14 protein-coding genes are annotated in these 24155 nt (G+C 45.2%); 4 read left to right on the plus strand and 10 right to left on the minus strand.

Annotated features, from left to right (window positions below; all coding sequences use genetic code 11):
- Window position 1 precedes the first annotated feature (1 nt).
- Entirely contained in the window at window positions 2-1591 is a 1590-nt protein-coding gene (locus GFS24_RS11775) for a Na+/H+ antiporter (RefSeq protein WP_153659752.1), read from the plus strand.
- A 37-nt stretch (window positions 1592-1628) separates the two neighbouring features.
- Here the strand turns inward: GFS24_RS11775 and GFS24_RS11780 are convergent, their stop codons facing one another.
- The 5 genes from GFS24_RS11780 to GFS24_RS11800 all read right to left on the minus strand — a co-directional run bounded on the left by GFS24_RS11780 (window position 1629) and on the right by GFS24_RS11800 (window position 10058).
- Window positions 1629-2423, minus strand: a complete 795-nt coding sequence (locus tag GFS24_RS11780; RefSeq protein WP_153659753.1) for an AraC family transcriptional regulator — start codon at window positions 2421-2423, stop codon at window positions 1629-1631.
- A 197-nt stretch (window positions 2424-2620) separates the two neighbouring features.
- Window positions 2621-3859, minus strand: a complete 1239-nt coding sequence (locus GFS24_RS11785; RefSeq protein WP_153659754.1) for a glycoside hydrolase family 88 protein — start codon at window positions 3857-3859, stop codon at window positions 2621-2623.
- A 2-nt stretch (window positions 3860-3861) separates the two neighbouring features.
- The gene (locus GFS24_RS11790; RefSeq protein ID WP_153659755.1) at window positions 3862-4779 is read right to left on the minus strand and encodes a DUF5017 domain-containing protein; all 918 of its coding nucleotides are present in this window, start codon (window positions 4777-4779) and stop codon (window positions 3862-3864) included.
- A 24-nt stretch (window positions 4780-4803) separates the two neighbouring features.
- A complete protein-coding gene (locus tag GFS24_RS11795) occupies window positions 4804-6834 on the minus strand; it encodes a RagB/SusD family nutrient uptake outer membrane protein (RefSeq protein ID WP_153659756.1) in 2031 nt (676 codons plus the stop codon).
- Between the two features lie 20 nt (window positions 6835-6854).
- Window positions 6855-10058, minus strand: a complete 3204-nt coding sequence (locus GFS24_RS11800) for a TonB-dependent receptor (RefSeq protein ID WP_216647394.1) — start codon at window positions 10056-10058, stop codon at window positions 6855-6857.
- A gap of 183 nt (window positions 10059-10241) precedes the next feature.
- Between GFS24_RS11800 and GFS24_RS11805 the strand changes: the two genes are divergently transcribed.
- The 3 genes from GFS24_RS11805 (at window position 10242) to GFS24_RS11815 (ending at window position 17656) form a co-directional block, all read left to right on the plus strand.
- Window positions 10242-14231 carry a hybrid sensor histidine kinase/response regulator transcription factor gene (locus GFS24_RS11805; protein WP_153659757.1) on the plus strand — a complete coding sequence of 1330 codons (3990 nt, stop codon included), beginning with the start codon at window positions 10242-10244 and terminating at the stop codon, window positions 14229-14231.
- An 87-nt stretch (window positions 14232-14318) separates the two neighbouring features.
- Window positions 14319-17210 (plus strand): polysaccharide lyase family 8 super-sandwich domain-containing protein, encoded by a 2892-nt coding sequence (locus GFS24_RS11810; protein ID WP_153659758.1) that lies wholly within the window; start codon window positions 14319-14321, stop codon window positions 17208-17210.
- Between the two features lie 50 nt (window positions 17211-17260).
- Entirely contained in the window at window positions 17261-17656 is a 396-nt protein-coding gene (locus tag GFS24_RS11815; protein ID WP_153659759.1) for a hypothetical protein, read from the plus strand.
- Window positions 17657-17741: 85 nt separating this feature from the next.
- Here the strand turns inward: GFS24_RS11815 and GFS24_RS11820 are convergent, their stop codons facing one another.
- The 5 genes from GFS24_RS11820 to GFS24_RS11840 form a co-directional block, all read right to left on the minus strand.
- Window positions 17742-18506, minus strand: a complete 765-nt coding sequence (locus tag GFS24_RS11820) for a LytTR family DNA-binding domain-containing protein (RefSeq protein ID WP_153659760.1) — start codon at window positions 18504-18506, stop codon at window positions 17742-17744.
- A 3-nt stretch (window positions 18507-18509) separates the two neighbouring features.
- Window positions 18510-19487, minus strand: a complete 978-nt coding sequence (locus GFS24_RS11825) for a sensor histidine kinase (protein ID WP_153659761.1) — start codon at window positions 19485-19487, stop codon at window positions 18510-18512.
- 1 nt (window position 19488) lies between these two features.
- Window positions 19489-20415 (minus strand): PHB depolymerase family esterase, encoded by a 927-nt coding sequence (locus GFS24_RS11830; protein ID WP_153659762.1) that lies wholly within the window; start codon window positions 20413-20415, stop codon window positions 19489-19491.
- Window positions 20416-20511: 96 nt separating this feature from the next.
- Entirely contained in the window at window positions 20512-20862 is a 351-nt protein-coding gene (locus GFS24_RS11835) for a hypothetical protein (RefSeq protein ID WP_153659763.1), read from the minus strand.
- Window positions 20863-21012: 150 nt separating this feature from the next.
- Window positions 21013-24129 carry a TonB-dependent receptor gene (locus tag GFS24_RS11840; RefSeq protein ID WP_153659764.1) on the minus strand — a complete coding sequence of 1039 codons (3117 nt, stop codon included), beginning with the start codon at window positions 24127-24129 and terminating at the stop codon, window positions 21013-21015.
- Window positions 24130-24155: the final 26 nt, after the last annotated feature.

Here is a 24155-nt window from a genome sequence, read left to right on the forward strand (position 1 = left end):
GATGGAGCATCACGTTATTCAATATCTTTCCCTTATCATGGTTATTATCACACTGGTGATGCTGGCCTCGAAACTGAAGATCGCTTACCCCATTGTATTAGTGATAGGCGGACTGGCCATCAGCCTGATCCCGGGCCTGCCGGTCATAGAGATCAACCCGGAGCTGATCTTCATCATCTTTCTGCCACCTCTTTTGTATGAAGCAGCCTGGTACACTTCCTGGAAAGATTTCTGGAAATGGCGGCGTGTAATTACCAGTTTCGCTTTCCTGATCGTTATCCTTACCTCTTTTGTAGTAGCATTGGTATCCAGTTCCATCATACCCGGTTTCACCATGGCCCTCGGCTTTTTGCTCGGCGGCATTGTATCTCCTCCGGATGCAGTATCTGCCAGCGCTGTGCTGAAGAATGTGAAAGTGCCCAAAAGGCTTTCCGCCATCCTGGAAGGAGAAAGCCTGATGAATGATGCATCCAGTTTGATCGTATTCCGTTTTGCCCTCGTGGCTGTTGATACCGGACGTTTTGTTTTTCATGAAGCGGCATTGAGTTTTGTAGTGGTGATCGTGATGGGCATACTCACAGGTATCCTGATAGGGATGATCTATTTTGCCGTGCATAAATGGTTGCCCACCACTACCAATATGGATATTGTGCTGAGCCTTACCGCACCTTATGTGATGTACATCGCAGCAGAAGCATTTCATTTTTCCGGTGTGCTGGCTGTAGTAAGCGGTGGCCTTTTCCTTTCCGCCAGGAGCCATCTCTTCCTCAATCACCGAAGCCGTTACCAGGGAAGTAATGTATGGTCTACGCTTGGTTTTGTACTGAACGGGCTGGTGTTTATGCTGATAGGACTGGAACTGCCTGTAATTGTGAATCAACTGGGACCGGTAAGTTTAGGAGAAGCCATTAAATATGGTTTACTGATCTCCCTGGTATTGATCGTCACCAGGCTGCTCAGTACGTTTGGCGCTTCCTATTTTACGGTTTTCATCAGTCGCTACATCAAAACTGCAGATAGCAGGCCAGGATTAAAAGGACCTTTCCTGCTGGGCTGGGCAGGCATGCGGGGAGTGGTTTCCCTTGCGGCCGCATTATCCATTCCACTTTTATTAACGGATAAAATAACGCCCTTCCCCCAACGTAACCTCATCCTCTTTATCACCTTTATGGTGATCCTCGTTACATTGGTGCTACAGGGATTAACACTTCCCCTGATGATCCGCTGGGTAAAGATGCCCGACCCGGATATCAGGCTTAGCACAGAAGAACAGGAGTTAATGATCAGGAAAAAACTGGCGGGTCACACCCTGCAATTCCTTAATGAGCAGCATCCCGAGATCTCTCAGACCAATAAGACCTTACTACAATTGAGAAGCCGGTACGAGAGGGAAAATCTCTACAACGCAGAACATCTCATAGAACCGGAACATGAAGATTTCCGCCGCGTATACTTAGAAATCCTGGAACAGCAACGCAAACTCCTTCACGAACTGGATAGATCCACGGACACAGATGAAGAGATCATCCGCAGGCATCAAAGCCTGTTAGACCTGGAAGAAGAAAAATTACGGTTGAAATTTGAGGCATAAAAGGTAGAATCTCATAGGCTAACACTTAAAACACAAGCTAAAAAGCAAAATCCTCCGCCACAAAATCCCCGGGGCTAACCCCCAGGAAATGCTGGAAATCTTTGATCAGATGCATCTGGTCCGCATAATCAAATTCATACGCCAGCCCGGACCATTTTGTATCCGTATGATGCATTTTGTGCTGCAGCATATTAGAGAACCGCACCATCCTGCTATACAATTTAGGCGTGGTACCGATCTCTTTCACAAAATTCCGCTCCAGCTGCCGTTGGGATAAACAAACCTTTTGCTGTAAAGCATTAATAGAAGTTTTGGCAGAGGAAGCCATCACCAGTTTCACCATCTGATCCACACCAACAGAAGTATAGCTGGCCTTCTTCGCCAAAACTAACAGGTAAGGCTCTACAACAGCTATGCAGCTATCAATATCTTTGCAGGCCATCAAACGTTCCGTGATCTCCGGAAAAAGGGCCGGTAATACCAGGGCACCATCAATCGCTTCGTCCCGGAACAGGTGTGCGGAAATTCCCAGCAAACCATACAGGCCAGTAGGTTTAAAACGGATCACAAAGGAGACGAAGTCCTTCTCTATCCTGATGGCACTTTTCCTGAAAGTACGGGGTCCGCGGATGGAACACCGGGAAAAAGGGAGCAGTTCTCCCGTTCGGTGATCAGTGGTTTCAAAATCAGCACCCAGGAAAAAATCAATAGAACTGAGGTAACGCAGGGGCATTGCTTTCACAACCGGTACTTTCACCGTTCTGAAAACATATTCCGTAATGAAGGGCCGAAGTGCTTCGGCTGGGGTCCTTTTAGCAACTGAGGAAGACATATGCTAAAGTAGCTGTTTTCACTGCCGCAAGCAAGCGTGTTAATACTTAAACCTCACAAACTTAATATGCACAGCGCCGGGCGTATCCACTGTTCTTATCTTGTTTAATTCAATGTGTTCATTACCAATGCGCAACAAAAAGGGCTGCCAAATGGCAGCCCTCATTTCATCGCGATTGTCAAGATTAGAACTACTTCTTATTGCTGCAACAGATCTTCATACCGTTGCAAAGCTTCCATGAAATAATAGTCTGCATATACCAATGGCACATCTATTTCCGTACGATGCGGGATACTTCCCACGCTATGCATCAGCAGGAAATTTCCGTTACTGCCCACCGGCGCCCTGTAAACAGGGCTGGCCAGTGTGTGCAGCATTTTAATCGCAGCCTGTTTATATTTTTCTTCTTTTTCGCCCGCATACCTGCTCAGCTCAAATAAAGCAGAAGCAGTAATAGCAGCCGCAGAAGCATCTCTTGGTTTCTCTGTTACTTTATTGGCATAAGAATTCACACCAGGTGTATACCCCGCTTCATTCGCATTAAAATCCCAGTAAGGTATTTTATCCGCCGGCAGGTTCTTGCTATCCAGGAACCAGTCTGCCATGCCCATGGCCGTCTTTAAAAAACGGGCATCTTTTGTTTCCCGGTACACCATGGTAAAACCATAGATCCCCCACGCCTGGCCTCTTGCCCAGGTAGAATTATCTGCATAACCCTGTCCCGTTTCCCGGCCTGCCACTTTACCCGTAGTAGTATCATAACATACAACATGATAAGAACTGTAATCCGGACGGATCTGGTTCTTCATCGCAGTCAATGCATGAGAAATTGCCACATGCCGGAAAGAAGTATCACCCGTTACTTTAGAAGCAAAGAATAACAACTCCAGGTTCATCATGTTATCAATGATCACCGGGAAAGAATAAGTCTTATTCCCATGCCATGACTTAAACGCATTCCATGATTTAATACTGCCTGTTACCGGGTTAAAACGTGTGCTCAAAGAGCGGGCAGACTGCACCAGGATATCTTTGTATGCAGCTTTACCTGTAACGCGGTAAGCATTACCATAACTGCAGTACATCATAAAACCCAGGTCATGGTGTTTGGTGAAATCCTTCAGCGGCTCCAGTTTCTCCGTCCAGGCAGAAGCTGCGGTGGCGATACTTTGGTCTTTGGTGAACTCATAAGAGAACCAAAGGCTCCCGGGGAAAAAACCGGGCGTCCAATCATACATATTGGTAGACACCATTTTACCGCTGGCATCTGTTGTACGGGGAAACAAAGGCGGTGTTTGCGGTTTTGTTTCCTTCAGCATATTCTTTAACTGCTTAGTAGCAAAAGAATAATTGCTTTTGATAAAATCATCTTCCGTGCTGTCTGTTGAAAAAGCGAGCAGGCTAACGAACGCTGTACAAATTAATAAACGCTTCATACTTAGGGTATTACTTTAATGATCACTTCTTTTATCACAGACTTCTCTTCGTCCAGTGTACGGTTAAATGCAACAAAGGTGGCTTTGTAAACACCAGGCACCGTATACTTGTAAGGATATCCTGTTTTTACCGCATCTGTAATGCTCTTCACCGCCACACTTACATCCGGGGAGATCTGCCCAACATACAATGGCCGGCTGATGATCCAGCTGGTATTGGTAGGGGCTGCTGCTGCACCACCAGTGAGTTTCAGATCAGTAGCGGTGGCCGTCCATCTTGCAGAGGCCGGATTCCAGACATTACCATACCGTATCCAGAAACTAACATCTGTGGTCAGGTTGCTTACAGCAAAGGTTTGATCCGCCAGAACATTGTTCACTACATAATTGGTGATGGTCCAGGTACGTTGTGTACTACCCGTTACACCGCTGTATTTGAATGCAATGAAAAGAGAATCCTTTTCTCCGGACACCTGGTCCGTAAGATCAATGGTACCGGAATTCACGACAGTAGCACTGGTAGAAAGCGCTGCTTTGGATGTGATGTTCGTCCAGTTGGCATTCACCACGGTAGCGGAATCCAATGCTGTTAGTTTGTTGGTCGCCAATACCTGTAGTGTATTGGTCTGTGTGCCAAATTCTGCTTTCGTGGAAAATGATAACGTCACTTTTCCCAGTTTGAAGGAGGCTTTCCTGTTGGCATAACTTTTACCCGGTTCGCCGGAATAGAAGGCAATATTATCTGCATCGCCTGAAAACAGGAACTGTGTGGTATCCCCTACTTTGTAAGTGAAGGTATCCGCTACAAGCCGTGCCGGGTCTATCCTTACCTGGAAAGTAGGTGCAGTTGTTTCGAGCGTTTTGCTGCAGGCCACGGCCATTAAAGCCAGTCCTGCCAATATGATGAATGATCTTTGCATAAAATAATGTTTAGTATATAACAATTACCAGCCGGTATTCTGGATGAGTGCACGATTCAGGTTCAGCTCATAAGTTGGCTTAGGCAACAGTACGTGCCTTGTGCCCACATTCTGTGCGCCCTGCAATCCATTAGGATTCCCGGTGGCAGTAACCGATGCACCATTGGCTCCTGCCCATGCTGCAAAAGTTTGCATATCCTGGTAAAAATTCCCCCAACGGATCAGGTCTGCTTTTCTCACCGCTTCAAAACAAAGTTCTCTCATCCTTTCATCACGGATAGCCAGTTGAAAATCTTCCCTGCCAAGGCCTGGTGTAAGATCAGCTTCTGTACCATTCGTAATAGTGGCAGTAGCAGTGGCTACCACACCTGCATAAGTGAACACCGCACCTGTTACCGCTGCACTGGATGCACCGGTAAGTTGTGTAGGAGGTGTAATGGTTGAAGTACCAGTTGTTGTAACGGTATAAAGATTACCTGCGTTTGTTATTTGTGTACCCACTGCATAAGCAGTACCTGCTGTCCATGCTGTACCAATAATTACGAATGGTGCAGAAGAATAATAACTACCAGCAGTCAGCGCACCGGGAGAACTCAGATAAACACCTACTACTTTACCTGATGTTACCACGGCTGTGCCTGTAGCACCACTTCCGCCGCCACCTGTAATAGTAACCGTTGGTGCCACTGTATAACCAGATCCCTGATTGTTCACCACAACAGATTTCACCACATTCCCGTTCATGATGCCATATCCTCTTCTTCTTACCAGGTTAATATCTGCATAAGCATTAGCAGGACCATTCACATAATTCTCTGCTTCTGCACGCATCAGCAACACATCCGAATAACGGATCACCGGCCAGTTAATATTATAAGCGCCTGCGGCACCATTCACGTTACGGACCATCGCAGGGCAATATTCCCTTCTGAACTTACCTGCACTCATCTGCCATACATTCGGACGGGGTTGTCTTACACGCGGCGTACCGCCCCAGATATAGTTGGCACAGTTCCAATCCCTCCTTACATCAAGCGAAGATTTTAAAGGCGTAGCCGTATTAGCCGGATCTACTTCATAAGCATCAAATAATTTCCGTGTTACCCATACCCACGATGCAGAACTGTAAGAGGCAGTATCCGCAGCCACAATAGCAGAGGAGATGCCCACAAAATTCCCGATATCATTGCCGCTTTTCGTGGCCACACCTGGTGCCGCACCATAAGACCCTATTTCCCAGATATTTTCTTTCACATCATACTGATCTTTACTCAGGTTGATGAAGATCTGCCTGTAATCAGGGTTCAGTGCATGTAAGCCAGAGTTCACCACTTTGCTGGTATAAGTAATTACATCCTGGTATTTGGATACATCATTCAACGGATAACCTGCCCAATACAGGTATACTCTTGCCAACATAGCCTGCACCGCAGAAAGGGTGGCTACATCATTATAACCCAGTTTAGCAGTTGTATAATTTTTCAGCAGCTCCTCCGCTTCCTTCATATCTTTTTCTATCTGCGCATACACATCTTTCTGCGCAGCTGCCGGAATGGTGGTTTCATTGATGGCTAATGGACGTAAGATCAATGGCACATCGCCATAGTTACTCGTTAGTGTGAAATACAGGAACCCGCGCAGGAACAATGCCTGCCCCTTGATGATATTCCTTTTGGTGGAATCCATTTCAGGTTTGTTGATGTTCAGCAGCAGGGAGTTCAGATTGGCAATACCTACGTAAGAGAAACGCCAGAGATTGCCCACATATACCTGCGATGCATCATAATTATAACGAAGGCCGCGCGTATCCCCATCCGCTGTGCGGTTGGACAATACTTCATCCGTAGTGGTGGTAAAATTAAAAGGTATCACCTGCGCATACAGTTCAGGACGCATCAGATCTCCATACACCCCAGTGAGTGCCTGCTGCAATTGCGCTTCTGTGTTGTAATAATTATCCGGTGTATAAAAGTCAGTTGGTTTTGTATCAAGGAACTTTTTACAGGAAGAAAGTCCTGCTATCATGATCCATGCAAAAAGATAAATGCGTTTCATAATGGAAAGTTTTGCGTTGATCAAAAGGTTACGTTTAATCCCAGTACATAAGAGAGTGAATGCGGGTACACAGCATAGTCAAAACCTGGTGTGAGGTTACCCTGGCGGCCGGACACTTCCGGATCTTTACCGGAATAATTGGTCCAGGTATACAGGTTTTGCGCGGAAGCATATGCCCGTATATTTTTGATCTTCGCTCTTTTTAAGATGGGAGAAGGTACATTGTAACCCAGGGATACTGTTCTCAATTTCAGATAAGAACCATCTTCTATCACACGGGAAGAATAAGCGGCATTACCCATCCCGCCTGCGCGGAACAAAGTATTGCTGGGATTTTCCGGCGTCCAGCGGTTAGCGTAAGTAGCAAACTGGTTCAGGTTGGGATTGTTCACAATACCACCTTCAAACACATAACGGTTGGCATTGATCACATCATTACCATAAGACCATTGCAACAGCACGTTCAGATCAAAGTTTTTATAAGTGAAATTATTACTGAAACCACCGGTATGTTTTGGTAAACCGCTGCCGATGATCGTGTAATCTGAATTGTTCACCTGCAGATCACCATTCAGGTCCTTGTATTTAACATCTCCCGGGCGGATAGCAGTTCTGGCAGAACCATTGGTAGTGATATCCGGTTTAAGCAGATAAGTGCCGTTGGGCATTGCGTTAAAATCTGAAAACTGGTATACGCCATCAGATATCAATCCATACATCTCTCCCATCGGGCGGCCAATTACAGAGATATAAGGGAACAGTCCGGAATAGGTAGTATTAAAGAAAGTACCGGAACCGGAAAGAATAGAAGTTTGTCCTTCTGTTAAAGACAGGATCTTGTTCTTGTTGAAGCTGATGTTGAAACTACTGTTCCAGGAGAACTTTTTATTATCAGCGATCACACCGCCAATTGTAAATTCAAGTCCTTTATTTTCGAGTTTACCAATGTTCTTAAAACCGCTGGCACTTTCAATCCCCTGCATGTAAGGCAATGCTGCAAGCAGTAACAGATCATTGGTTGTTCTTTTATATACATCCACCGTAACGTTCAGGCGGTTCTTCAGGAAAGCCAGATCAAGCCCGATATTGGTCTGCTGATTGGTTTCCCATTTCAGGTCCTCATTTTCAGGAGATACGATCACAGAACCAATGGAAGGGAAAAGGCCGCCGGTAGAATACCAGTATTGGTTGCTGGTCATTTGCAACTGAGACAGGTAAGCAAAATCCGTTACCCTGTTATTACCGGAAGCACCATAACCGATCCTGATCTTGGCATCTGTTACAAAACGCAGCGGCTTCATGAACTCTTCACTGCTGAAACGCCAGGCTGCAGATGCGGATGGGAAATACCCCCATTTATGACCCGTTGCAAATTTGGAAGAACCATCTGCGCGGATCGAAGCAGTGAACAGGTATTTAGAATCATAATCGTAGTTGATCCTTGCCAGTACAGAAGCCATCGTCCACCGGGAACTGGAGGAAACTAATGTGGTATTCGCAGAAGGTGCAAGATCTATTGCATCCAGCCCAAGTTCTTCATTCGGGATCTGCGTGGCAGTAAATCTCCTGTTGGAACTTTTGTTCCCCTGTGCTTCAAATACCCCCAGTGCAGTAAGGTTATGTTTCCCGAATTTCTTCCGGTAGTTGAGTGAGTTTTCACTTCTCCAGGTAGAATTGGGTTGATTCCAGATAGCACCATTCACCCCATTGGAACTCCATTTACTGCCGGACTGTGTTTTTGAATTATTAAAGATATTCGTTTCCAGGCTGGTGTTGGTGATACCGCCTGCTATACGCAGCGTGAGGTTTTTTGTAAAAGCATATTCTGCATATGCATTGGCGATAAAACTATTCGTTTTCGCAATCGTGATCTGGTTCTGGATATTCTGCAAAGGATTCACCCGGTAATCCTGGTTGTTGGCCAGTTCATTGGTGGGATCATAGAATTCTTCGATCAGATCTACCGCACTATCTCTTCCCGCAATACTGGTAGTAGGCCGGGAGCCCCATACAGAATACAACGTAGTGGCCGATGCATAAAAGTTGGTAGCAGATACAGGGATACCATAGGACTCACTATAAGCGTAGTTGGCATTGATACCAACTTTCAGTTTATCGTTCACCGTCTGGTCTATTACAAACCTTCCCTGGTAACGTTTAAACCCGCCATTAATAATAATACCTTTCTGATTGTTGAAGTTGCCGGAGAGAGAATACCTGGTTTTATCATTACCGCCACGTACAGCAATATCATGGTTCTGGTTCTGACCGGTCTGATAGATATAATCCTGCATATCCAGGCTCTCCTTGTTCCTGTAATCATCCAGTTTCACGCCCCCCTTCAGGTAAACGGAATCCCTGATGCTGGGATTAATGTCCCCCACATACCGAACAAATTCATAAGCGTTCATCAGTTCCACTTTCTCAGGGACCTTCTGCCAGCCATAGTAAGCGTTGTAGGTAACCTGCGGAGGTCCGGTCTTTCCTTTTTTGGTAGTGATCAGGATAACACCGTTACCACCTCTTGCACCATAAATGGCAGTGGCGGACGCATCTTTCAACACGTCGATAGATTCAATGTCTGAAGGACTAATAGAGTTGGCATTGGAATTTTCCGAAGGGAAACCATCTATCACATACAAAGGACCATTGTCCTGCGAGATAGATCCTGCCCCCCGGATCACGATGTTGGCAATAGAACCCGGCTGCCCGTCGTTACTGGACACTGCCACACCGGCAACCCTTCCTGCCAGTGCTTCATCAAAAGATTTAACAGGCGCCTTTTCAAAGTCGCTCATGTTCACACTACCCACAGCCCCCGTGAGGTCCTTCCTCCTTTGGGTGGCATAACCTACCACCACCACATCGCTGAGGGTACCCACTTTCTCTTTCATCCGGACATTATAAACCGTTTGATTGCCTATCGGCACTTCGGTCTTTTCAAATCCAATAAAAGTAAGTACGAGCGTAGCACCCGGAGAAACAGATAAGGTAAACTTACCATCTGCATTGGTACTTACACCTGTCTTCTCATTTTTAACACCTACAGAAACACCAGGTAAGGGAGATCCATTGTTATCATTCACCGTTCCGGAAACAGTTTTCTTCTGAACCGGGGTCTGGGCAAATAAAAGAACAGGAAAGAGTAGCATCATAACAATAGAACCCGCAAGAGATCTTACAGCATAACGGGAATGTAGTTGCGCAATTTTTGGCAATCGCATAGCAATGATTTTGGTGGAATATTAGAATTGGCGAATCACATGATCACAAATATGTGGTTCCCCCAAACAAACATGGGGGGACAATCATAAAAGAATGGGGGGAATATCCTAAATGCTTTACATCATACTGATTATCAAGCAACTAAAAGTACGCTATTTCTCAAAAAAACCATATATTTAGGTATGATGTATCGCTGGGGGGCTACATTAATACTGGCCGTTTTACTTTTTTCCGCAAAAACGAAGGGACAAAATATCGCATTTAATTACCTGACCGTTGAAAATGGATTATCACATAATGCCGTGTTATCTATTACACAGGACAGCCGGGGATTCATGTGGTACGGTACCCGCTATGGACTCAACCGCTACGATGGCCAGCGCTTCAGGATCTACAAAAGGAACAATACAGACAGCTCCTCTTTAAATGACAATCTTGTACTGGCCCTGCTCAGTGATTCCAAAAACACTTTATGGGTAGGCACCTCCCAGGGCCTGAATAAATACGATCCGGCCGGCGACAAGTTTGAAAGGATCTCCATGTCTCCTTATCCCATCAGCATTTACGCCATCTTTGAAGATAAAAAAGGACGGCTCTGGATAGGTTCGCCCTCCGGTTTATACCTCAAAACAGCAACCGGCTTCCGGCATTTTACGGCAAATGCTTCCGGCAACAGCATTGCAGGAACACATGTACGCTGCATTTACGAAGATAAAAAAGGATATATATGGGTGGGCACTACCAATGGTCTCAGCCGCCTCATCATTTCAGGAACAGATATTCAGTTTGAAAACTTCCGCCATGAAGAAGGGAATCCCAACAGCCTCCCTGTTAATTATATATCTGCTATCACGGCGGACAGTCAGGAACGTTTATGGATAGGCATGCTGAATGGTGGGGTATGTGTCTATCAGCCCACTACCCGTACTTTTTCTCCTGTAACAAACATTATAAATGATAATGTAAGGGAGATCATTAAAGACAAGGCCGGTAAACTCTGGGTAGGTACACAGGAAGGATTGACCATTATTGATCCTGTTAATAATACAAGCAACTCCTACCAGCATGACCCCGGCGGCAAAAAGAGCCTGAGCCAGAATTCCATCCATAGTCTTTTTGAAGATGTGAATGGTTCCGTATGGATCGGCACTTATTTCGGGGGGATCAATATGATCCATTCTTATAATACCTCTTTCTCTACCCTGCAAAACAATGTTTCCCATTCCGGGATCAGTAATAATGTAGTGAGCAGTATCCTGGAAGACGGTCAGCATAATTTATGGATAGGCACAGAAGGCGGAGGCCTCAATTACCTCAACAGGAAAACCGATGTGTATACTTATTATAAACATGATCCTAATGATCCTGCCAGCCTGGGTTCTAATCTTGTGAAGATCGTATACAATGATAAAGACAATAATACCTGGGTAGGCACACACGGTGGAGGCCTCAATCTGCTGGAACGTGGCAGTGGTAAGTTTAAACATCTCTTCTACGATAAACAGGACCCTTATACCCTTACGCTGGAAACCACCGCCATCCTGGAAACTACAGACGGAAGGTTCTGGGTAGGGACCAATACCGGATTACATCTTTTTAAAAGGGAAGGTACACAACTCACAGAGGTGAATGATACCGCTTTATTAAGCACACTGTCCAAAACCTCCATCCGGTATCTGTATGAAGATTCTCAGCAAAGGTTATGGATTGGCAGTACTTATGCACAATACGTATTGAAAGGCAATATCCTGCAAACAGTGTGTACGGATTGTTATAATAATTCCATCACGGAAGATCGGCAGGGGAACATCTGGCTCTGCCTTTATTATGGCGGCCTGATAAAACTGGACCAGGAGATGAAGATCATAGCCCGGTATACAGAAAAAGACGGATTGCCCAGCAGTAATATATTAGGCCTCCTGGAAGACGACAAACAAAACTTCTGGATCAGCACAGATAATGGCCTCGTCAAATTTGACCCGGCTAAAAAAGCTTTCCAGACCTATACTACCAGCGATGGTATTGCCGGGAATGAATTCAATTATGGTTCTTTCCTGGAAGACAGTAACGGCGAATTTTTCTTTGGCGGATACAACGGCATCACCAGTTTCTTCCCCGGAAAAATTGAAGCCAATACCTACTCAGCTCCCATGGTGTTCACCGGTCTCCGGTTATTTAATCAACCGGTACAAGACATAGGATTCACCAAAGCGCTGACATTTAAATACAACCAGGAAGTATTCACTATAGAATATGCCCTGCTGAATTATATCAAGAGTAATAAGAACAGGTATGCATATAAACTGGAAGGAATAGACAGAGATTGGATCGAAACAAACGGCACGGCTGTTACTTATACCAACCTTCCTTCCGGCAACTATACCTTCCTCGTAAAAGGTGCTAATAATGATGGAGTATGGAGTGAACCTGCCCGCATGCGTATAAAGATCCTCCCTCCATTTTGGCTTACCTGGTGGGCTTATTGTATCTATGCCCTGCTGGTGGCATCTGTATTTTTCTTAGTAACCCGCTTCTTCTTCATGCGTGCTTTATTAACGAAAGAAGAAGAACTGCACCAGGTGAAACTGAACTTCTTCACCAATATCTCCCATGAGATCCGCACACACCTTACTTTACTCATGGCGCCGGTGGAGAAAATGATAGATACCTTTAAAAAAGACGATCCCGTTCAGCAACAGCTGTTTAACGTAAAGAATAATGCCAACCGCTTATTAAAGCTGGTGAGCGAACTGATGGATTTCCGCAAAGCAGAAACCAATCATTTAAAGTTATATGTAGAGAAACAGGACCTCATTCCTTTCCTCCAGGAGATCTATAACAGCTTTTCCGAATTATCGCCGAGCAGGAATATCAAAACTTCCTTCGTGCATAATATGGAGCATGTCTTTGTTTATTTCGACAGGGAACAATTGGAAAAAGTATGTTTCAACCTGCTGAGTAATGCATTCAAATTCACCCCGGACGGTGGCGTTATTTGCCTGAGTGTGGAACAGCAAAAGGATACGATCACCATCCAGGTAATAGATAATGGCAGAGGTATTGCCCCGGAGTACCTGGATAAATTGTTCTCCAACTTCTTCCAGGTGGCAGATCATGGACATCAAAATACAGGGTATGGGATCGGGCTGGCACTTTCCCGAAATATTGTGGAATTGCATAAAGGCTCTTTAACTGTAGAAAGTGAACCGGCTAACAGGACCTGTTTCACCGTTACCCTGTTACAGGGGAATAAACATTTTGAAGGTACGCAGCATGTGCTGGGTTATAAACCAGCAGAGGAAATACCCGCCATTCCGGAAGTGCTGGGTTATTCACCATCAGAAGAAATCACTTTCCCCGTTACTGCCACTCCGGAAACAACTCCGGAAATGCTGGGCAATAACCCATCAGCCTTCACCCTCCTGATTGTCGAAGACAATCAGGAACTCCGTAAGCTCATCCGCGAAACCTTTGAGCAAACTTACCAGGTACTGGAAAGCGAAAACGGCGCCCAGGGCCTCGCCATCGCCACAGAACAGATCCCCGATCTCGTGATCAGCGATGTGATGATGCCGGAAATGGATGGCCTGGAATTCTGCTCCCGCCTCAAAACAGACGAACGCACCAGCCATATCCCCGTGATCCTGCTCACCGCCAAAAGCTCCCAGGCAGATCATGTAAGCGGTTTGGAAAATGGTGCAGACTTATACTTAAGCAAACCATTCAGCACCCGGGTGCTGGAACTTAACGTACGCAACTTACTGGCACTCAGGGAAAAGATGCGGATGAAATTCAGCCGCCAACTATTAACAGAAACCCCGGAACAGCTGGACAATTCCGTAGACAATGCCTTCCTCCAAAAGGTGATCCAGCTGGTAGAAGAACATATGGACGAACCGGAATTTGGCGTGGAAATGTTATCCCGGAAGGTAGCCATGAGCCAACCCGTATTATATAAGAAGCTGAAAGCCCTCACGGATATGTCCGTCAACGACTTCGTAAAGTCCCTCCGGCTCAAAAAAGCCGCCGCCCTCATCCTCAAAAAACAACACACCGTCTACGAAGTGGCTTATATGGTGGGCTATGCCGACCGCAAATATTTCAGCAAAGAGTTCAAGAAGCAATTCGGCAAAACACCCACAGAATTCGCAGGAGAGCGGGAAACAGAGTAAAATTCCCCCTATTTATTTAGATTAGTCCCCCTACCCCTCCCTCGTGGAAAGTTATATTTGTTTACTATCCACCAAAATCCACGACGTATGAAAAAAGCACTACTCATTTTATCGTTATGCCTTTCCTGCTGGACCAAATTGCAGGCACAAACAGAATACACTATTATAATGGACAGGGTGAGAGCTGAGGTGCTCTCCACAGCGTCCAATGTCACCACTTTAGATAATGGGGTCACCAGCACCCTGGCTACCCTTCAAAGTAATGGTTCCTGGCCGGACATCAGTTACGCTTACAGTTCTACGACCTACACGGCGGACCAGCATATCATCCGTGTAAAGAACTTTGTGATCGCTTATTCCAAATCCAACAGCAGTTATTATCACGACACCACCCTCTTCAATGCCATCGTCAGCAGTTTAACTTATTGGGATACAGCAGATCCTCAAAGCTGGAACTGGTATCACAACCAGATCTCCAATCCTCAGTATCTCGGCGAGATCCTGATCATGCTGGAAATAGCCCCGGAATTCATAGGAACCACGCTACGCAACAATCTCCTTTCACAAATGAACAGAGGTGTGCCGGCTAACCAGACTGGCGCTAATAAACTGGACGTGGCCACCCACTTTATTTACCGGGGTTGCCTCACGGCTAATGCCTCCGTTACGCAAACAGGTGTAACAGAAGCCTTTTATCCCATCCTGCTCACCACAGGGGAAGGTATTCAGCATGACCTCTCTTATCAGCAACACGGGCCACAATTATACATGTTTGGATACGGGTCTGTATTTGTAAATGGCGAAGCAAAAGTAGCTCACTACCTCCGGGGTACTTCTTATGCTTTATCTGGTACCAAACTTGCGCTCTTCAGTAATTTCGTCCGCAACGGATACCTGAAAGTAATGCGCGGAAAATATATAGACTATAGTGTGAATGGAAGAAGTATCAGCCGCAGTAACAATTTATCACAGGGTGGAACAGGATCATTCAATAAACTGAAGGACCTGGACACAGCCCATATCGCAGAATATAATGAAATCATTGCCAGGCTCTCCGGTACACAGCCACCCTCTTATATGATAGATCCATCCCACACACAATTCTGGCGTTCTGATTATACCATCCATCACCGGCCGGGATATTTCTTTGGTTTACGGAATGCATCTACACGTACTTCCAAATCTGAGAATGGAAATGGAGAGAACCTCAAAGGATATTATCTCTCAGAGGGCGCTACCAATATTACTGTAAGCGGCACTGAGTACCACAATATTTTCCCTGTATGGGACTGGGCCAGGATCCCCGGCACAACCGTTCCTGTGATCACTACTTTTCCATTACGTACTCCATGGGGTGCAGATCACGGCACCGCTACTTTTTCCGGCGGTATGTCTGATTCGCTGTATGGGGCAACTGCATTGGCTTTTAATGATTATAGCACACAGGCACGCAAAGCATGGTTCTTCTTTGATAAAGAAGTAGTATGCCTCGGTGCCAATATTAATTCCACTGCAGCACAAGCTATCAATACTACCGTTGAACAATCTTTGCTGAACGGCACGGTAACCGTTAATTCCAATGGAACAACCACCACTGTACCCGCTGGCAGTTATACTTACAACAATAATCTCAAGTGGATAACTCACAATGGTATCAGCTATTATTTCCCATCCGGTGGTAATATGCAATTAACCACACAAGCGCAAACAGGCACCTGGAAAAGTATCAATAATGGCGGCAGCACCACTTCTGTTTCCATGAATGTTTTCAAATTATGGTTCAATCATGGCGTAGCTCCTACCGGTGGCGCTTATGCTTATTACGTGATCCCCGGCCAGAGTATGCCAGCGTATGATACAACGCAGGTGCGTGTTCTGAATAATAACGGAGATGTACAAGCCGTAAGACATGTAGGCTTAAATGTATGGCAGCTGGTATTTTATAAAGCAGGTACTTTCAGTAAAGATTCTGTTACTGTAACAGTAGACAGGGCCTGCGTAATTATGCTGAAAAATGTAGGCACTGCAAATGTATCCCTGTCTATTGCAGACCCTGCTCAATCCGCTGATCCGATAAACGTATACATCAATACACCAGGCATCGCCAACACACGTCAGTTGATATGCAACTTGCCTTCCGGTTCCTCCGCAGGATCTTCTGTAAGATATAATGTGAGTGCATCAACACCTGTATATACACCTGCTCCAACGATACCTGCTATTGCAGACGCTTATGTACGCAACGGTACTTCTTATGCCGGTGTTAATTACGGAACAGTTAATTCACTGGTCATAAAAAAAGATGGCGTAGGCTATGCACGGGAAACGTTCTTTAAATTCAACGTTGCCAATATCCCGGTTAGCACAGACCGCGTAAAGCTGCGTCTTTATGTTAATTACGCCAACACCGGCATCGCTGCTGTAACCTGGACCGCACAATACGTTAGCACCGATAGTTGGACAGAAACCGGCATCAACTGGAACAATATGCCCGTTACCAACAGTAATCTGGATACCATAACCGCTAAAGCTGCCGGTAATTATGTGGAATTTGATGTTTCCGCCATTGCATTGTCACAACAAAGTGCAGACGGAGTATTATCACTGAAAGTAATATCCAATGTCACCGGTCAAACATCAGATGCTTCTTTCAGTTCCCGTGAAAGTGGTGACACGAATCTACGTCCTGTGTTACTTTGCTCCACGGACTCCGGACTCTTCTCCAAAATGCCCGATACAGAAAGTGAAACCACCGGCGTTAAAATATATCCCAATCCCGCAGCTGCATTTATCCGTATAGAAGCCAGCGGTTACCGGAGAGCAGAATTAAGGAATGTATCCGGCCAGTTATTACGCCAGGAGGATATTAGCGGCAGGCAGCAATTTGATTTCAGCCTGAAAGGGATCAGCCCGGGAATGTACCTTCTTCATCTACAGGGCCAGAATGGTGTGATCGTGAAAAAGGTTATAAAGATCTGATTGGCAACCAACTCACTGTTGTTTTCGTATAAGACTTAAAATGAACTGTTATGCGAAAAATTGCCCTGGTAATGTTGCTCTTTGTATCCTGCAGCAGAGATGATAATTCTCCTGCTATCGATCCCAATGCTCCAACAAGTGGAACCTGGCGGGTAACCCTCTTTTCTGAGCGCGGCGATAATGAGACGAATGACTTCAACGGTTATACTTTCACATTCGGAAGTAATGGAACAGCCGTAGCAACAAAGAATGGTGCCAATCAAAACGGCACCTGGAGCATCAGTTCCAAAAAATTCAACCTGGACCTTGGTGTTAAATCAGATGCCAACAAACCACTGGGGGAATTAACAGACGATTGGAAGATCATTTCCGTGGGCACAAATGAAATTAAATTAACAGATGATAATGCCAGCAGTGCGGAGTTTTTGACCTTTACAAAGAACTAAAGTTTAGTACTGGTAAACCCTTCACATAGGGTCAGTGTATAAGCCACCATTAAGCAAGGTATACCATGGGGCATACCTTGCTTTTTTAGTATTTGTAATCATTCATCCATTGCCGGAAATCTCCCGCTTTGGCTTTACTCACCAATAACTTATCTCCTGTAGCCGGATCTGTTTTGAGATACAGCCTTCCGGAAAAGTAATGTTCCACTTCCTTTATAACATGCCGGCTGATCAGGTATTGCCGGTTGGCCCGGTAGAACTTTCCCGGATCCAGCACATCCGATAACTCTTCCAGGCTTTTCTCTTCCATGATCAGGATGGTCTTATCTAACCGCACGCCCTTCACTGTTCCGCCATGTAATTCAAACCAGGCAAATTCATCCACGTTCACCGGGATCAGTTTATCCTTATATGGGACCAGGAAATTGCGTTTATAGTTAGGTTGAACGGCCAGAAGTTTGCTCACCTGTTCCAACGTATAAACCTGGCTCCGGTTCTCCAGCCGGAAATATTTATCCAATGCCTGTTGCAGCTTTTCCTTGCGGATAGGCTTCAACAAATAATCAATACTGTTCAGTTCAAAAGCCCGGATAGCATATTGATCATATGCCGTGGTGAACACCACCGGAATATCCACCTGCACATCCTTAAAGATCTCAAAGGAAAGTCCGTCAGAGAGGTTAATATCCAGGAAAATAAGATCAATGCGGGGTTTGGTAGCCAGCAGAGCTGCAGCATCTTCTACATTATCAATAACGCCTGTAAATTCGGGGAATGCAACAAGGTCCCGGATCTGGCTTTCCAGTTGCCGGGCTGCATTTTCTTCATCCTCAATAATGAGTATCCTCATGGTTTACTGTATTAACGGTACCGCGACAATGAACTGATCGTCCGTACGCCGGATCGTAATATCCCGGTTAGACAAATATTTAGACCGCTGGTTTAAATTAGACAGTCCCAGTCCTGTAGAACGTTCCCGTACTTTCTTTTCCTGCAAGTCGTTTGCAACGATCAACGTTTCCTGTTCACTTACAGATACCCGGATGCGTAATGGCTGCCGGGCAGACACCACATTATGTTTTACCGCATTTTCCACCAGTATCTGCAAAGCCATCGGTGGCAATTTATGTTGCAGTTTTGTGTCATCGATATCTATTTCCACCATGATCTTCTCCCCATGCCTGCCTTTGAGCATCGCGGTATAAGCTACCATCATACACAATTCCTGTTCCAGTGTTACCATTTCCCTGCTTTCCAGCACATAACGGAATACATCAGACATGTTATTTACAAAATTCATCGCCTCCTCTTTATCCCGCAGGATAAGGGAATTGATGGTATTGAATGAATTAAACAGGAAATGAGGATTCACCTGGTTCTTCAATACTTCATACTTTGTTTCCGCATTTGTTTTCAGCAGTACCTGGTTGGCCATTCTGATCTGTTGATTATAAAAAACCAACCGGTAAATATAGGATACCAGTATGATCAGCAGGAATTCCAATATAAAGGTGACGTTAAACAGGAAACGGAATAACCGTTCTTTCAACGCCGGTTCAAACAGGTAAAGATGTAAGCGCAATAATAAAAAATCTGCTATAAAGAACAGCACCACATTCAATAAGAATAAAACCCCCAGCCGGATTTTTCTTCTTTCCAGGTTGATCGCAAAAAACAAAAGCGCGAACAGAAAGGAATATACCGCACGGGCAATCAGGTCTGGCAGTTCATATTGCGGAAACCGCAACAGGGCCAGCCTGGGTATGGAAAAGAGAATGGTAATAGCCAGGGAGCTTAGCAGGATGAGCTGTATCTTATACTTAAACTTCATATCACAAGGAAAAACGTTCAAAGAAATCCCAGATCACATCATTGGCATTGATCGCGGTGGATGGTGTATCTGCCTGATCCCTGCTTTTGCTGCCACCCGGCCATGCATGCCCGCCATCCTTTGTGAGATAACATTGCATCACAGCACCATTGCCACAGGCAGGCCATTCCGTTAATTTATACTTTTCATTGTCTGTAATTACCTGCGGCCCTGTAGTACAATTGTTTTTAGCAGACCATATATTCAATACAGAATCTACCGGCGGATAATAATACCCTGCTAATCCTATCCCGCCCTTGTAAGGAATTTTCGCATCCAATTCAGAATGCAGGTGAAGGATAGGTACTGCACGGGAAGGTGTACAGGATTGCGTTTGCACCATACTGCAACTAACGGTTGCAATAGCTGCTATCTTTTCCGGTATTTCACAAGCCAGCCTGTAGGCCATCATTCCTCCGTTAGACATGCCTGCCACATACACCTTTTTACGGTCTATCTTATGTTCAGCCACCAGCTTATCTATCAATTCACTGATAAACTTAACATCATTAATGTTATTATCACTGGCATAATTACAGCAGTAGCCGGCATTCCAGAACCGCAGCCCCAATATCCCATCACTCCTAACCCCATCCGGATACACGGCAATGAACCTGGCACTGTTGGCTTTTTGTATAAACCGGTAATCCAGTTCAAACTGGCTGCCACTGCCTCCTGCACCATGTAAGCCTATTACCAGTGGAAAGCTTTCTCCTTCCTCATAGTAATCAGGAGGAAGGTTCAGCAGAAAATGCCGTGTTCTGCCATCCACCGTTATAGTACCGGAAAAGCGATACTGCCTGCCCGTATCCGGATCGTTTTGCCGGTCGCAGTTGGTTAATAGCAAAAGGGAAAGGAGAAAAGGCAGCTGCATGAATATGTTTTTCATTTGATCAATTCTAAGGGTGAACGTTTAATGGGAGCGCAGTATTTTTATTGTTTTAATGCTGAGCGTTTAATACCCCGTAGTGTTTTCACTACCACTTTACCGCTGACGCCGCTTATTCTTCACCGCCTCCTTCATTTCCTTCTGCTGGGCCTGGTAAGTCTTATACTGTTCCTTATCCAGTACCGTCTTCATCTGCTGGTCCTTTGCAGCAGTCATGTCTTTAAATTTCCGCAGTTTGGCGATCTTAGACCCGCCTTCCTTTCGCAAGCCCTCCAGGCCGGTCAGGTAAACAGAATCGATGGACTTCACCTTCTGCTCTTGCTCTTCCGTCAGGTTCAATTTTGCACGATTGGCCTGGTATTTCTCCAGCGCCTCCTGCTGTTGCGCCAGCAGGCTGGTACAGGCTGTAAATAACAGCACGGTGGTAAGTATGATGATCTTTTTCATGCTGTAAAGAAATCCCATCCCGCAACGGCGGACAAGGAAGAAATAGCGGAAGCAACCTTTTTTGAGGTTAAAGCGGAGAAAACCGGAGTTAAATAGAAACAGCCAAACCTCAAGGGTTTGGCTGTTCATTGTTCACCAGAGAGTATAATACTATAATAAGTTCAGTTTCACCCCTATTTGTGCAGTTGCACCTGTATACAAAGAAGAATAAGTATACTGCGGCTGCCACATATACCTGCGTTGTGATTGATTCAGCAGGTTATTAGCGTTGGCATAGATCACTACTTTCTTAGACAGGAAGAAGTTCATATTAGCATCCAGGTAATACACCTTATCATAATACACATCTCCCTTATGATCCGGCAAACTACCCGTGATCGTACTGAAAGCAGAAGTATTATTGAAAGACACCCTTGCACTGAACCGGCTTACTTCATAAGCAATAGAAAGGTTCAGGATATCTTTTGCCGTACCGGGCAATTCAGGTTCTCCCTTTTTCGTAAAGATCCAGTTGTGTGTATAGTTTGCATATACACTCAGATTGCTGAGCGGTTTAGGCAAAAAGGAAAGACTCCGCTGAAAAGCAATTTCCACACCCAGCAGGTTAGCTGTTCCTGCATTACCGGGTTTGGTCCTTTGCAGCAGTTCATCATTCGCCTTTAAAGGATCGTAATACTTTTTGTAATCCGTGAGTACAGCTGGTGTAACACCTTCTTTCGCTGCTAACTCTTCCGGTGTAAGAACAAAAGCATCCACCTGGGAGAATTTCACTGCATCCTTTTTGATAACAGTATAATTGCTGATGTTCTTCAGATAAACACCACCAGAGATGAGACCCGTACCACCTGTGTAATATTCTCCCAGCAGATCCAGGTTGTTAGACAGTGTAGGGGTCAGGTATGGATTACCTTCAGAAACAGTTTTGTCTTTAATACTCACGTTCATCTTAGGCGCAATGTCTCCATAAGCCGGACGGGAAATGGTACGGGTATAAGCAAAACGGTAAACAGATTGTTTGGTGGGGGTATACTTTATGTGAAAGGCCGGCATCAGGTCAAGGGAATTCGTATTCGAAACGATCTTTTCATCTTCGATCTTATCGATCTTTTTGTTGTAGTTATAACCTTCATATTTTAAAGTGCTGTATTCAAACCGCAGACCACCGATCAGCGAAAGTTTGCTGCCCAGTTGTTGTGTGCTCATCAGGTAACCGGCAGAGATCCCTTCCGCTCCGTTGTAGTTACCCGCCAGGGCATCCACTTTAGTAGCGTCTTTAATAAAATGCTCCGTGTTACCGGCATAACTTACATCCTGGTGAGATACCCATTCTGTTGTAACTGTGCTGCCCACTTCGTAACGGGAGTTAGGGAAAAGAGAACGGCTCACGTTCTTCATGCTGTTTCCGTAACCATTCCAGAAATGGCCCCAGTCGCGGTAATCTTCTATGTTCACTTTTTCACCATTCGCCACCTTCTGATCATACTCTGCTTTCCTGGTTGGATCAATACCCGGTTTCCAAACCACCTGGTTCAGGATCGTATTCTCTTTGGTCATGCCGCGGTATTTACCACCCAGCTTCAGTGTGTTGGCAAACTTACCTTCCCATAATGGAATGGTCACATCCAGTTGTGCTAAATATTGACGGGTAAAAGAACGTTTGTCAGAACCATTGTAGCTATCTGCATACCAGGTATCTACGGTATCACTGTTATTGGTAGGTCTGCCTTTCAGGCTTTCCAGTACATTATCAATACCAGTACCACCGGTTGCTTTAATAAAACGGGGATTGGTATAATCCATCTGTACCGTTTTTTCCATTTCACTTTCCAGTTCCAGGTTGCGTGCATCCGGGTTATCACCTCTGTTCTTCATATAAGACCCTTTCCATTCCACTTTTACTTTACCCAGGATGTGCTGTCCTTCCAGGCCAAGGTTGATGATCTTCTGTGCTATCACTGCACCGTTTTTGTCATTCACACCACCATTCACATGCCTTTCCAGTTCAGGATCATATTGCGGATGAAAGGGATCATTAGTCCGGTCTACATAATATTCCTTCGTCACATCATCTATCATATCCTTGTTCGAATCCTTCACCTTTTTCCCTTGCGCAGTATTTCTTTCATATCCTGCAGCACGTTTCCAGTTGGTAGGATAATCAGCACCGATATCATCTACCTTCAGTGTATAACGCTGGCGCCAGTCTTTATAGTTATTGAAGATACCTGTCAGTGCAATACTATGTTTCTCGTTAAATTTATAATCCAGGCCAAGGGTATAGCTCTGCCGGATACGTTCCAGCAGGATCTGTTCCATGCTGAGGTATTTAGGCATGAAATACGTTTTGTCATCTACCCATTTGGTATCTCCCCAGTCACTGCCATGCATATTGGAACCAAGGGATTGTTTATAGTAGGAACCGGATACCATCACACCAAATTGCTTTTTCTTTCCATAACGATCACCAAATACCAGGTTGGCATTTGCCATCGGTTTTTTGATCATGAAAGAATAACCGCTACCACCCGTGAGCGATAACATTCTTTTATAAGGTGCTTTACGGGTGATCAGGTTGATCACACCACCAATAGCATCACCATCCATATCAGGCGTGATCGCTTTGGTTACTTCCACAGACTGCACCATATCTGAAGGCACTGCGTTAATGCCCACAGAACGGTCATTACCCGTACCGGACATATTTGTACCATTGATATTGATCGTACTTTTGGAAGGATCAGTACCCCGTACACTCACCAGGGAAGCTTCTCCCTGGTCTAACTGTACATAGATACCCGGCACACGTTTTAAAGCATCTCCAATGTTAGGATCAGGAAAACGGCCGATCTGATCTGCAGAGATCACATTCATGATCCTGTTGGAGTTCTTTTGCTGGTTCAATGCTTTCAGGGCTGAAACAGATGAACCACTTATCTCTACTGCCTGCAGGTCTTTACTGCCACCTGCCGTAAGCACAGCATCCAGTTTTACAGCAGCACCGTTTTGAATGGTAACTGTTTTCTCAAATGTTTTAAAACCGATGTAAGAGATGGTCACAACATGTGTGCCATCAGGGATGTTCAGTAGTTTGAAACTACCTGTTACATCAGACACTGCATTCCTCGAGATCGCTTTGATAACGATCGATGCACCGGGAAGGCTGAGGTTGTCTTTGTCGATCACACGGCCGGAAATGAGGCCTTGTGAAAAGAGATGCAGGGGCATGAGGAATAACATCAACAGGGTTGAAGTGTAGAATTGTTTCATACAGGTTTTAGTATTAGTTTGGGATA

It is taken from the genome of Chitinophaga sp. SYP-B3965 (assembly GCF_009647655.1).
Lineage (GTDB): Bacteria > Bacteroidota > Bacteroidia > Chitinophagales > Chitinophagaceae > Chitinophaga.